The organism is Polymorphospora rubra (assembly GCF_018324255.1).
GTDB lineage: Bacteria > Actinomycetota > Actinomycetes > Mycobacteriales > Micromonosporaceae > Polymorphospora > Polymorphospora rubra.
Genome location: NZ_AP023359.1, coordinates 6,871,308 through 6,885,529, shown reverse-complemented (window position 1 = coordinate 6,885,529; position 14,222 = coordinate 6,871,308). Strand labels below are relative to the sequence as shown.

Annotated in this window: 2 protein-coding genes; both read left to right on the top strand. The window is 74.4% G+C overall.

Features of this window, described 5'->3' with window-relative positions; genetic code table 11:
* The first annotated feature begins 42 nt into the window (after positions 1-42).
* The gene (locus tag Prubr_RS30635) at positions 43-11,115 is read left to right on the top strand and encodes a type I polyketide synthase (RefSeq protein WP_212818402.1); all 11,073 of its coding nucleotides are present in this window, start codon (positions 43-45) and stop codon (positions 11,113-11,115) included.
* Positions 11,010-14,183 (top strand): SDR family NAD(P)-dependent oxidoreductase, encoded by a 3,174-nt coding sequence (locus Prubr_RS30630; protein WP_246569078.1) that lies wholly within the window; start codon positions 11,010-11,012, stop codon positions 14,181-14,183. The genes Prubr_RS30635 and Prubr_RS30630 overlap by 106 nt, the downstream gene beginning before the upstream one ends.
* Positions 14,184-14,222 lie beyond the last annotated feature (39 nt).

Genomic DNA, 14,222 nt, shown 5'->3' with positions numbered 1-14,222 from the left:
CAGTCGCACCGACATCGGCATGCCAAGTGAGGTGGGTTCGCGATGAGCACCGAGGACGAGAAGTACGTCGAGTACCTCAAGCGGACGACCTCCGAGTTGCGGCGTACCCGCCGTCGGCTGCGTGAGCTGGAGGCCCGCGACACCGAGCCGATCGCCATCGTGGCGATGAGCTGCCGTTACCCGGGCGGTGTCGACAGCCCCGAGGCGCTGTGGGACCTGGTCCGCGACGGAGCCGACGGCATCGGGCCGTTCCCCGCCGACCGGGGCTGGGACCTCGACCGGCTGTTCCACCCCGACCCCGACAACCCCGGCACCAGCTACGTCCGGGAGGGCGGCTTCGTCCACGACGCCGGGGACTTCGACGCCGACCTGTTCGGCATCTCGCCCCGTGAGGCCCTCGCCATGGACCCCCAGCAGCGGCTGCTGCTGGAGGCGTCCTGGGAGGTGTTCGAGCGCGCCGGGCTGCCGCTGCCGGCCGTGCGTGGCAGCCGTACCGGGGTGTTCGTCGGTGCGGCCTCGCACGGCTACGAGCGGGTGGTCGCCCAGACCGAGAACGGCGAAGGGCACCTGCTCACCGGCAGCGCCCCCAGTGTCATCTCCGGGCGGGTCGCGTACACCCTGGGGTTGGAGGGGCCGGCGGTCACCGTCGACACCGCCTGCTCGTCGTCACTGGTCGCGCTGCACCTGGCCGCGCAGGCACTGCGCAACGGCGACTGCGACCTGGCCCTGGCCGGCGGGGTCACGGTCATGCCGACCCCGGGTGTCTTCGTCGGCTTCTCCCGGCAGCGCGGCCTGGCCACCGACGGCCGGTGCAAGGCGTTCGCCGCCGCCGCCGACGGCACCACCTGGTCCGAGGGCATCGGCCTGCTGCTGGTCACCCGCCTCTCCGACGCGGTACGCCGGGGACAGCCGGTGCTCGCCGTGATCCGGGGCAGCGCGGTCAACCAGGACGGCGCCTCCAACGGCCTCAGCGCCCCGCACGGGCCCTCCCAGGAACGGGTCATCCGGCAGGCGCTGGCCCACGCCCGGATCAGCCCCGACCAGGTCGACGTGGTGGAGGCGCACGGCACCGGCACCCGCCTCGGCGACCCGATCGAGGCCCAGGCGTTGCTCGCCACGTACGGGCAGGAGCGGGGTGACGGCGGACCGCTGCTGCTCGGGTCGATCAAGTCGAACATCGGCCACACCCAGGGGGCCGCCGGCGTGGCCGGTGTGATCAAGATGGTGATGGCGATCCGGTACGGGGTGGTGCCGCCGACGTTGCACGTGGACGCGCCGACTCCGGAGGTGGACTGGTCGGCGGGTGCGGTGTCGCTGGTGACCGAGGCGACGCCGTGGCCGGCGGTGGAGCGGCCGCGTCGCGCGGGGGTGTCGTCGTTCGGGGTGTCGGGCACCAACGCGCACACCATCATCGAGCAGGCTCCCGAGCCGGAGGCCGCCGAACCGGCGCAGGACGACGTCCCGCGGCCGTCCGTGCTGGTGCGTCCGGTCGTGCCGGTGCCGCTGTCGGCCCGTTCCGACACCGCCGTCGCCGCCCAGTCCGGCCGGTTGGCCCGGTGGCTCGCCGCCGCCGACGACGCGCGTCCGCTCGACGTCGGCTGGTCGTCGGCGACGACCCGGACCGCTCTGGAGCACCGGGCGGTGGTGCTGGCGGAGGAGCCGGCGGATCTGTTGGCCGGGCTGCGTGCGTTGGCGGCGGGTTCGCCGTCGGGCGCGGTGGTGACCGGTTCGGGGGTACGTCGGGGACCGCTTGCGGTGTTGTTCTCCGGTCAGGGTGCGCAGCGGGCCGGGATGGGTCGTGAGTTGTACGGCGCGTTCCCGGTGTTCGCGGCGGCGCTGGACGAGGTGTGCGGGCTGTTGCCGGGTGGGTTGCGGGAGGTGTTGTTCGCCGGGGCCGGGTCGCCCGAGGCGGACCTGTTGGACCAGACGGCGTTCACCCAGGCGGGTCTGTTCGCGGTCGAGGTGGCGCTCTTCCGCCTCGTGGAGTCGTTCGGGATCGTGCCGGACTACGTCGGCGGTCACTCGATCGGCGAGGTGACGGCCGCGCACGTGGCCGGTGTGTTGTCGCTGGCGGACGCGTGTGCTCTGGTGGCGGCGCGGGGCCGGTTGATGCAGGCCCTGCCGGCCGGTGGCGGAATGCTGGCGGTCGCGGCTGACGAGGTGGCGGTGCGGGAGTCGCTGGCCGGGTTGGTCGGGGTCGGGGTCGCGGCGGTGAACGGCCCGTCGGCGGTGGTCGTGTCGGGTGACGTGGCCGCTCTGGATGATCTTGAGGTGTTCTGGGGCGACCGCGGTGTGCGGACGCGTCGACTGCGGGTGAGTCACGCGTTCCACAGCCCGCTGATGGAACCGATGCTCGCCGATTTCCGGGCCACGCTCGACCGGCTGACGTTCGCCGCGCCGTCCGTACCGGTGGTCTCCAACCTCACCGGAACGATCGACCCGGACGAGATGCGCACCCCGGACTACTGGGTGCGACACGTCCGGGAAGCGGTCCGCTACGCCGACGGCGTCGCCGCCCTGCGCACGGCCGGGGTCGACACGTTCGTGGAGGTCGGACCCCGCAGCGTGCTGACCGCGCTGCACACCGACCTGCCCACCGGCGACGCGCTGACCGTGCCCGTGCAGCGCGGGGACCGCCCCGAGCCGCACGCCCTGCTGCACGCCCTGGCCGAACTGCACGTCCACGGCATCCCGGTCACCTGGCAGAGCTGGTTCACCGACACCGGCGCCACCCGCCTCGACCTGCCCACGTACGCCTTCCAGCGACGCCGCTACTGGCCCGAGGCGACCACCGACGCCGACGGCACGCCCACCGCCGAGCGGCCGGCCGACGCGGACGTCGACTTCTGGACGGCGGTGGAACAGGGCGACCTCACCGCACTCGCCGCCCAGGTCGGCGCCGAGAACGCCGCCCTGGACGCCCTCGCCCCGGCACTGCCGGTGCTGTCGGCGTGGCGACGGACCCGGCAGCGCGACGCCCTCCTCGACGGCTGGTCCTACCGGGTGGCGTGGGAGCCGCTGCACCCGACCCCGGTGCCCGGGCTGCCCGGCCGCTGGCTGGTCGTCGACACCGGCGCCGACGACGCGGGCGTCGCGGCGGCCCTGACCGGCGCCGGCGCCGACGTGGACACCCTCACCGTCGCGCCGGCCGTCAGCCGCCGCGACCTCGCCGAACGGCTGCGCGAGACCGGCGAGCGGGGCTGGACGGGCGTGGTGTGCGTACTGCCGGAACGGGACGACCCGCTGCCGGACGCGCCCGCCGTGTCGACCGGCGCGGCGGTCCTGCTGACCCTGGTGCAGGCCCTCACCGACACCGGCCTCGACGGCCGGGTGTGGTGCGTCTCCCGGGGCGCGGTCGCCGCCACCGCGGGGGAGCGGATCGCCGACCCGTGGGCCGCCCTTGCCTGGGGCCTCGGCCAGGTGGTCGCCCTCGAACAACCCGACCGGTGGGGCGGCCTGGTGGATGTGCCGGGCCGCGTGGACCGCGCCGTCCGGGAGACGTTCCTGGCACTGCTCGCCGACGGCGGGCAGGACCAGGTCGCCGTACGCGCCTCCGGGGCGTACGGTCGCCGGCTCGTCCCGGCCGCCGCGCCGACCGGCCCCGGCTGGCGGCCCTCCGGCACCGTCCTGGTCACCGGCGGCACCGGCGCGCTCGGGCGGCACGTCTCCCGGTGGCTGCTGGAGCACGGCGCCGCCGAGGTGGTGCTGGCGTCGCGGCGCGGCCCCGACGCCCCCGGCGCGGCCGAACTCGTCGACGAACTGGCCCCGCTCGGCGTCGCCCGGGCGGTCGCCTGCGACGTCACCGACACCGACGCGGTCACCGCGCTCGTCGCCGACCTGCCCGGGCTCACCGCGGTCGTGCACACCGCCGGCGTCGTCGACGACGGCGTACTCGACCGGATGGACCTCGACCGGATGCGGACGGTCCTTTCCGCCAAGGTCCGGGCCACCCGGGTGCTGCACGCCGCGACCGCGGGGCGGACCCTCGACGCGTTCGTCCTCTTCTCCTCCCTCGCCGGGGTGATCGGCAGCGCCGGGCAGGCCAACTACGCCGCCGCCAACGCCTACCTCGACGCGTTCGCCGCCTGGCGCCGCGACCAGGGGCTGCCGGCCACCACCCTGGCCTGGGGTGCCTGGGCCGAGCAGGGCATGGCCGCGACCGACGGCGCGCTGACCGCCCGACTGACCCGCGGCGGCCTCAACCCCATGCCCGGTGCCGAGGCGGCCACCGCCCTGGGCCGGCTGGTCAACACCGACGAGGCGGCCCTCCTGGTGGCCGACGTCGACTGGGGCCGGCTGGCCGCGTCGCGCCGCGCCACCCGGCCGAACCCGCTCCTCGGCGGCCTGCCCGGAGTGCCGGCGGCACCGGCCGGCACGGTGCGTTCCGTGGTCGTCGGCCGTTCCCTGCCGCAGCTTGCCGAACTGGTCCGGGTCCAGGCCGCCGTGGTGCTCGGCTATCCGGCCGGGCAGCCCCTGCCCGACCGCACCTTCCGCGACCTCGGCTTCGACTCGCTCACCGCCGTCGAACTGCGCAACCGGCTCACCGCCGAGACCGGCATGACACTGCCCGCCACGCTCGTCTTCGACCACCCCACCGTCGGTGAACTCGCCACCCACCTGCACCGGCTCACCGCCGGCGACGGGCCCGGCCAGCTCGCCACCGACGGCGTCACCTTCCACCAGGAACCCGTCGCCATCGTCGCGATGAGCTGCCGCTTCCCCGGCGGCGTCAGCTCGCCGGAGCAGCTCTGGCGGCTCGTCGAGTCCGGCACCGACGCGATGACCCTGATGCCCGGCGAGCGCGGCTGGGACCTGGCCGAGCTCTACCACCCGGACCCCGAGCACCCCGGCACCAGCTACGTCCGCGAGGGCGGCTTCGTCGACGGCGCCGGCGAGTTCGACCCCGCCTTCTTCGGCATCTCCCCGCGTGAGGCCCTGGCGATGGACCCGCAGCAGCGGATGCTGCTGGAGACCGCCTGGGAGGCGTTCGAGCGGGCCCGGATCGACCCGACCAGCCTGCGCGGCAGCCGTACCGGCGTCTACATCGGCACCAACGGGCAGGACTACGGCCAGCTGCTGATGGTCGCCGGCGGCATCGACGAGAACTACCTCGCCACCGGCAACTCGGCCAGCGTCATCTCCGGCCGGCTCTCGTACACGTTCGGGCTGCACGGCCCGGCGGTCACCGTCGACACCGCCTGCTCGTCGTCGCTGGTCGCGATGCACCTCGCCGCCCAGGCTCTGCAGGCGGGGGAGTGTGACCTGGCGCTGGCCGGCGGTGCGACCGTGATGGCCACCCCCGGCATCTTCGTCGGCTTCTCCCGGCAGCGCGGCCTCGCCACCGACGGCCGGTGCAAGCCCTTCGCCGCCGCCGCCGACGGTACCGGCTGGGGCGAGGGCACCGGCCTGCTGGTGCTCCAGCGGCTCTCCGACGCCCAACGCGACGGCAACCCGATCCTCGCCGTGGTCCGGGGCAGCGCCGTCAACCAGGACGGCGCGTCCAACGGCCTCACCGCGCCGAACGGCCCCGCCCAGCAGCGGGTCATCCGGCAGGCGCTGGCCAACGCCCGGCTCACCGCCGACCAGATCGACGTGGTCGAGGCGCACGGCACCGGCACCACCCTCGGTGATCCGATCGAGGCGCAGGCGTTGATCGCCACGTACGGGCAGGACCGGCCGGCCGACCGTCCGTTGTGGCTCGGGTCGGTCAAGTCGAACATCGGGCACACCCAGGCGGCGGCCGGGGTGGCCGGTGTGATCAAGATGGTGATGGCGATGCGGCACGGGGTGTTGCCGCGCACCCTGCACGTCGACGAGCCGACCCCGCACGTCGACTGGTCGGCCGGCACCGTCTCGCTGCTCACCGAGGCCCGCACCTGGCCGGCGGACGGCCCCCGCCGGGTCGGCGTCTCCTCCTTCGGGATCAGCGGCACGAACGTGCACACCATCCTCGAGCAGGCACCCGACGAGCAGGCGCCCGAACCGGACCGGCCCGACCCGCGGCCCGACGTGGCCGCCCCGGCCGGCGAACTGCCCTGGGTGCTCGCCGCGCGTACCCCGGCCGCCCTGGCCGACCGGGCCCGGAACCTGCGCGACCACCTCGACGGCGTACCGGACGCGGAACTGGACGACGTGGCGTGGTCGCTGGCCACCACCCGCGCCGCCCACGAGCACCGGGCGGTGGTGCTGGCCGGCGGCCGGCCCGACCTGACCGCCGCACTCGGCCGGCTCGCCGACGGGCGGCCCGCCCCCGGGACCGTCACCGGCACCGCCGGCACGCCCGGCGAGGTCGTCTTCGTCTTCCCCGGTCAGGGCTCGCAGTGGAGCGGCATGGCCGCCCGCCTGCTCGACACCGCCCCGGTCTTCGCCGAGACCCTGCACGCCTGCGCGGCGGCGCTACGCCCGTACGTCGACTGGTCCCTTCTGGACGTCGTCCGGGGCGCCCCGGACGCGCCGTCGCTGGACCGGGTCGACGTCGTGCAGCCCACGCTCTTCGCGGTCGGCGTCTCGCTCGCCGCCCTCTGGCGCTCGTACGGCGTACACCCGACCACCGTGGTCGGGCACTCGCAGGGCGAGATCGCCGCCGCGTACGTCGCCGGGGCGCTGACCCTCGACGACGCCGCCGCCGTGGTGGCCCTGCGTAGCAAGGTCATCGTCGACATCGCCGGCCACGGCGGGATGCTCTCCGTCGCCACCACCGCCGCCGAGGCCGCCGAGACGATCAACGGCTGGTCGGGGCGGCTCGCCCTGGCCGCCGTCAACGGGCCAGGGTCCGTGGTGGTCTCCGGTGACGGCGCCGCACTCGACGAACTCGCCGCCCACTACACGGGCCGGGAGGTACGCGTCCGGCGCGTCACCGTGGACTACGCCTCGCACTCGGCGCACGTCGAGCCGCTCCGGGACCGGCTGCGGGAACTGCTGGCCGGGCTGCGGCCGGGCACCGCCGACGTGCGGTTCTGGTCGACCGTCGACAACGACTGGCTCGACACCGCCGGCCTCGACGCCGACTACTGGTATCGCAACCTGCGGCAGACGGTGCGCTTCGACGAGGCCGTCCGGTCGCTGACCGCCGCCGGCCACCGGACCTTCATCGAGGTGAGCGCGCACCCCGTGCTCACCATGAGCGTGCAGGCCAGCGCCGAACTGGCCGCCGCCGAGGGCGTACCGGTCACCGTGGTCGGCACGCTGCGCCGCGACGAGGGCGGCCTGGACCGCTTCCTCACCTCCGTCGCCGAGGTCTGGGCCGGCGGCGCGACCGTCGACTGGCGCCCGGCCTTCCACGGCCGGCCCGCCCGCCGGCGCGACCTGCCCACGTACCCGTTCCAGCGGCAGATGTTCTGGCCCCGGGAGATCGCCGCGCCGACCGCCGCCGGTGCCGCACGCAGCGGCGGTGACGACCCGCTGGACACCCGGTTCTGGGCCGCGGTGGAGGCCGGTGACCCGGCCGCCCTCGCCACGGAACTGACCGCCGCGGCCGGCGGCGTGCCCGAGCAGGCCGTCGCCGACCTGCTGCCGGTCCTCGCCGCCTGGCGCCGCCGGCACCGCGAGCAGGCCGAGATCGACTCGTGGCGCTACCGGGACAGCTGGCTGCCGGTCGCCGACCTGGTCGACACCCCGCTGTCCGGCGCCTGGTGGCTGCTCAGCGGCCCGGACGACGCGGACGACGCCGACGTCGTCGCGTTCTGCGTCGACGCCCTGCGGGGGCAGGGTGCCCAGGTGACCCGGGTGGTGCTCGACGCCGAGCGGGCCGACCGGGCGGCGCTCGCCGACCTGCTGCGGGCCCGGCTCGCCCAGGACGTGGCCGCGCCGGCCGGCGTGCTCTCCCTGCTGGCGCTGGACGAGACGGCGCACCCGGCGTACCCGTCGGTGCCGACCGGTTTCGCCGGCACCGTGACGCTCGTGCAGGCCCTCGGCGACGCCGGTGTGCGGGCACCGCTGTGGTGCCTCACCCGGGGCGCGGTCTCCACCGCGCCCACCGAGGCCCTGCCGCACCCCCTCCAGCAACTCGTCTGGGGCTTCGGCCGGGTCGCCGCCCTGGAGCACCCCGACCGCTTCGGCGGCCTGGTCGACCTGCCGGTCGACCTCGACGGGACCACCGCGCGCCGGCTCGCCGCCGTTCTCGGCGGCGACCACGACGAGGACCAGGTGGCGCTGCGCGCGGCCGGCGCCGTCGCCCGCCGCCTGCTCCGCGCGCCCCTGGCCGACACCGGTCCGGTACGACCCTGGCGCCCCTCGGGCAGCGCCCTGGTCACCGGCGGTACCGGCGCCCTCGGCGGGCACCTGGCCCGCTGGCTCGCCGCCAACGGCGCCCAGCACCTGGTGCTGCTCAGCCGGCGGGGCCGACAGGCGGACGGGATCGCCGAACTCGAGGCCGAACTGGCCGCGCTCGGCGCCCGGGTCACCGTCGCGGCCTGCGACGCCGCCGACCGGGCCGCCCTCGCCGCGGTGATCGCCGACCTGCCGCCGGAGTACCCGCTCACCACGGTCGTGCACACCTCGGCGGTGCTGGACGACTCCGTGATCAACTCGCTGACCATGGGCCAGGTCGACTACGCCCTCAGCGCCAAGGTCACCGCCGCGCTCAACCTGCACGAGCTGACCCGCGACCTCGACCTCTCCGCGTTCATCCTGTTCTCCTCGATGTCCGGCACGGTCGGCAGCTCCGGCGTCGGCAACTACGCCCCCGGCAACGCCTTCCTCAACGCACTCGCCGAACACCGCCGGGACCTGGGCCTGCCGGCGACCTCCGTCGCCTGGGGCGCCTGGGGCGGCGGCGGCATGGCCGAGGGCGAGTTCGGCCAGATGCTGCACCGGCACGGGGCACCGGAAATGGATCCGCTGCGCGCCGTGACCGCCCTCCAGCAGGCCGTCGAGCACGACGAGACGTTCCTGACCATTTCCAACATCGCCTGGGACCGGTTCCTGGTCGCCTTCACCGCCACCCGCCCCGGACAGCTGATCTCCGAGGTGCCCGACGTGCAGCGGCTGCGGGCCGGCAAGAGCCTCGCGGCGCAGACCGAGGTGGCGGAGTCCGGCCCGACCGGGGTGCTCGCCCGGATGACCGACGCCGAGCGGCAGCAGGCGCTGCTCGACCTGGTCCGCGACCAGGCGGCGACGGTGTTGAAGTACGCCGGCGCGGAGGCGGTCGACCCGCACCACGCCTTCCGGGACCTCGGCTTCGACTCCGTCACCGCGGTCGAGCTGCGCAACCGGCTCGCCACCGCCACCGGGCTGCGACTGCCGGTCACCCTCGTGTTCGACTACCCGACCCCGACCGGCCTGGCCCGGCACCTGCACGAGGAACTGGGCGGCGCCGCCGCCACGCCGGCGCAGACCACGTCGGTGTCCCGCACCGACGACGAGCCGATCGCGATCGTCTCGATGGCCTGCCGCTTCCCCGGCGGCGCCGACGACCCCGAGCGGTTCTGGCAGATGCTGCACGCCGGCCGGGACGCCGTCTCCGAACTACCCGGCGATCGGGGCTGGGACATCGACCGTTTGTATGACCCCGACCCCTACCGCTCCGGGACCTCCTACGTACGTACCGGTGCCTTCCTCTACGACGTCGCCGACTTCGACGCGGCATTCTTCGGGATCTCGCCACGTGAGGCGGTCGCGATGGATCCCCAGCAGCGGTTGATGTTGGAGGTCTCGTGGGAGGCGGTGGAACGGGCAGGGGTTGACCCGGGATCACTGCGTGGTTCGCGAACAGGGGTGTTCGTGGGCACGAATGGTCAGGACTATGGGGCGTTGTTGATGGGCTCGGCGACCGAGACGGAGGGCTTCGCGGGCACGGGGAACGCGGCCAGCGTGGTGTCGGGTCGGGTGTCGTACGCATTGGGGTTGGAGGGACCGGCGGTGTCTGTGGACACGGCGTGTTCATCGTCCTTGGTGGCGATGCACATGGCTGCCGCGTCGCTGCGGTCCGGTGAGTGCGATCTGGCGATCGCCGGTGGCGTGACGGTGATGGCGACGCCGGGCCTGTTCGTGGAGTTCTCGCGGCAGCAGGGGCTGGCCCCGGACGGCCGGTGCAAGGCGTTCGCCGGTGGTGCGGACGGAACGGGCTGGGGCGAGGGCGCCGGGATCCTGCTCCTGGAGCGGCTGTCGGACGCCCGGCGTAACGGTCACCGGGTGCTCGCGGTGGTGCGGGGTAGTGCGGTCAACCAGGACGGTGCGTCGAACGGGTTGACGGCGCCGAACGGCCCCTCGCAGCAGCGGGTGATCCGGCAGGCGTTGGCGTCGGCGCGGTTGTCGGTGGCGGATGTGGACGTGGTGGAGGCGCACGGCACCGGCACCACTCTCGGTGATCCGATCGAGGCGCAGGCGCTGCTGGCGACGTACGGGCAGGACCGGCCGGCGGGCCAACCGCTGCTGTTGGGGTCGGTGAAGTCGAACATCGGCCACACCCAGGCCGCCGCCGGCGTCGCCGGCGTGATCAAGATGGTGCTCGCCATGCAACACGGGGTCGTGCCCGCCACCCTGCACGTCGACGAGCCCTCTCCGCACATCGACTGGTCGGCGGGCGCGATCGCGCTCGCCACGCAGGCCCAGCCGTGGCCCGAGACCGGGCGACCCCGCCGTACGGCGATCTCCTCGTTCGGCATCTCCGGCACCAACGCCCACGTCATCCTCGAGGCGCCGGCGGAGCCGACCGCCGACGACCCCGCCACCGAGGGCCACCGCGACGGTCTGCTGACGGCACCGGTGGTGATGTGGCCGCTGTCGGCGCGCTCGAAGTCCGCCCTGGCCGGGCAGGCCGCCCGACTGGGCCGGCACCTGCGCGAGCGGGAGCTGGTCGACCCGGCACGCGTCAGCTGGTCGCTGGCGTCGACCCGGTCGGTGTTCGATCACCGGGCGGTGGTTGTCGGTCGTGACGTCGGGGAGTTGTTGGCGGGGTTGCGAGCGTTGGCCGGGGTTCTCCGGTGGGGAACGTGGTGTCGGGCGTCGCTGGTGGCGTTGGTGCCGGTCCGGTGTTCGTGTTTCCGGGTCAGGGTGCGCAGTCGGTGGGGATGGCGGCGGGTCTGGTCGGTTCGTGTGCGGTGTTCGACGAGGCGTTGGCTGATTGTGAGCGGGCGTTGGCGCCGTGGGTGGATGTGGATCTGGTGTCGGTGTTGACCGGTGACGACCAGTCGTGGCTGGGGCGGGTGGAGGTGGTGCAGCCGGTGTTGTTCGCGGTCGGGATCGCCCTGGCCGCGGTGTGGAGGCACGCCGGTGTCACCCCGCGTGCCGTGATCGGGCATTCGCAGGGGGAGATCGCGGCGGCGTGTGTGGCGGGGATTCTGAGTTTGGAGGATGCGGCGAAGACGGTGGCGTTGCGGTCGCGGGCGTTGGCGGTGTTGGCGGGTTCGGGTGCGATGGCGTCGGTGGATCTGTCGGTCGAGGAGGTGACCGGCCGTCTGGACGGGTTTGTGGGTGTGGGTGTGGCGGCGGTGAATGGTCCGTCGACGGTGGTGGTGTCGGGTCCGCCGGGGCCGGTCGCGGGTCTGGTCGCGGCGTGTCAGGCCGACGGTGTGCGGGCCCGGGTGATTCCGGTGGATTATGCGTCGCATTCGCCGGCGGTGCAGCAGGTTGCCGAGCAGTTGCGGACGGATCTGGCGGGTGTCGCGCCGCGGACCGGTGGGGTGCGGTTGGTGTCGACGTTGACCGGTGACTGGGTGGATCCGGGGTCGATGGGTGCGGATTACTGGTATGAGAATCTGCGGCGGCCGGTGTTGTTCGATGCGGCGGTTCGGGTCGCGATCGGGGCGGGGTGTTCGACGTTTGTGGAAGTGTCTCCGCATCCGGTGTTGGGGATGCCGGTGACCGCGATCCTGGACGATCTGGACACCACGGGGCATGTGTTGGGGACGCTGCGTCGGGGTGAGGACGATCCGATCCGGTTGTTGACGAGTCTGGCGACGGCGTACACGGTCGGTCTGCCGGTTGATTTGACGGCGGTGTTGGCGCCGGCGGCGGTGACGGAGTTGCCGACGTACGCGTTCCAGCGGGACCGGTACTGGCCCGAAGCCGCCGGGCAGGCGCTCGGCGACACCACCGCCAACGACGTCGACACCGCGTTCTGGGCGGCCGTCGAGCAGCACGACCTCGCGGCGTTGGCGACCCTCACCGCCGACGGCACGGCCGAGTCGCTGGAGACCCTCGGCGCGGCACTGCCGCTCCTGGCCACCTGGCGCCGACAGCAACGCGAGCGGTCCACTCTGGACGAACGGCGCTACCGCACCGTCTGGCAGCCGTACGCCGGCATGCCGGTCGCCTTCCTCCCCGGCACCTGGTGGGTCGTGGCCGACGAGCGGGGCCGCGCCGACGGCGAGACGGCGGTCGCCGAACTGAACCGCCGGGGCGCCGACGCCCACCTGGTCATCCTGACCGACGCGGACCACGACCGGGGCGCCGTCGCCACGCGGCTCACCGCCGCCGGCCTCCGACCCGCCGACGACGCCGTACCCACGGCCGCCGGCATCGTGTCGCTGCTCGCCCTGACCGACCCGTCCGCGCCCGGCGACATCGAGCCGGTGCCGCCGTTCCTCGCCCGGTCCCTCGCGCTGGTGCAGGCCCTCGGCGACCTCGATGTCGCCGCGCCACTGTGGTGCCTCACCCGGGGCGTCGCCGGCCGGCACATCCGGCCGGCACAGTCCCTGCTGTGGGGCCTCGGCCGGGTCGTCGCCCTCGAACAGCCCGAGCGCTGGGGCGGCCTCGTCGACGTACCGGCCACGCTCGACGACCACGGCTGGGACCTGCTCTGCGCCGCGTTGACCGGGCCCGACGGGGAGGACCAACTCGCCGTCGACGGCACCACCGTCCTGGTCCGCCGGCTCGTCCGGGCCCCCGCCACCGGCGCGGCGACCGGAGACCCGGTCGACCACCGCGGGACCACCCTGGTCACCGGCGGCACCGGGGCGCTCGGCGCCGAGGTCGCCCGCTGGCTGGCCGCCCGGGGCGCCGAACACCTGCTGCTGGTCGGCCGCCGGGGTGATGCCGCCCCGGGCCTGCCGGAACTGGTGGCCGAACTGACCGCGGCGGGTACCCGGGTGACCGTCGCCGCCTGCGACATCGCCGACCGCGCCGCGCTCGCGAAGCTGCTCGCCGAGATTCCCGCCGACGCCCCGCTGACCGCGGTGGTGCACGCCGCGGGGGCGCTCGACGACGGTGTGCTCGACGGTCTCGACCCCGAGCGGCTGGCCACCGTGCTGCGCCCCAAGGTCCTCGGTGCCAGTCACCTGCACGAGCTGACCGCGCACCACGACCTGCGCGCCTTCGTACTCTTCTCCGCGATGGCCGGGCAGCTCGGCGCCGCCGGGCAGGGCAGCTACGCCGCGGCCAACGCGTACCTCGACGCGCTCGCCGAGCACCGGCGGGAGCAGGGACTGCCGGCGACCTCCGTCGCCTGGGGACCGTGGGCCGCCGGCGGGATGGCCGCCGCCGACCCGGCGGTCGAGGAACGCCGCCGCCGCTCCGGGGTCGCCCGCCTGGACAGCGGATCCGCGCTGACGGCGCTCGGCGAGTGCGTCGACAGGCGCGAACCGGTCACGTTGATCGTCGACATCGACTGGAACCAGTTCGTTCCAGGCTTCGTCGCGGTCCGCCCCAGCCCGCTGCTCCACGGCGTCGCCGAGGCGCGGCAGGCCGTGGCGCAGCAGGCCGAGCAGAACGACGGTGCCCCGGAGGACCTCGCCGCCCTGCTCGCCGGGCAGAACGAGGCCGAACGGCGCAAGACGTTGCTCGATCTCGTACGCGGACAGGCCGCCGCCGTACTCGGGCACCCGACGGCGGAGTCGGTGGAACCGGACCGGGCATTCCGCGAGCTCGGCTTCGACTCGCTGACCGCCGTCGAGCTGCGCAACCGGCTCGCGGCCGCCACCGGCGTACGGCTTCCCGCCACCGTCGTCTTCGACTATCCGACGGCCGAGGCGCTGGCCGAGTTCGTCCGGGCCGCGGTCGTCGACGGCGGGGCGGTCGGCGCGGCCCCGGTCTTCGGTGAGCTGGACAGGTTGGAAGCGGCGCTGCTCGGGTCCGTCCCGGAACGTAGCGCCCGGATCAGGATCACCGAGCGGCTGCGGGCACTGCTGTCCGCGCTCAACGAGACGGACGCGCCGGCCGGTGGCGAGACCGTCGCCGAGAAGCTCCAGGACGCGACGCCCGACGAGGTCTTCGACTTCATCGACCGGGAGCTGGGGGTGTCCTGACGTGAGCGCTGCCGGGTCGACAGGTCAAACGGAGGAGTG

What these genes read in the sequence shown, in the direction of transcription:
- Prubr_RS30635 (WP_212818402.1), top strand. Translation starts at nt 43, where the DNA reads ATGAGCACCGAGGACGAGAAGTACGTCGAGTACCTCAAGCGGACGACC.
- Prubr_RS30630 (WP_246569078.1), top strand. Translation starts at nt 11,010, where the DNA reads ATGGCGGCGGGTCTGGTCGGTTCGTGTGCGGTGTTCGACGAGGCGTTG.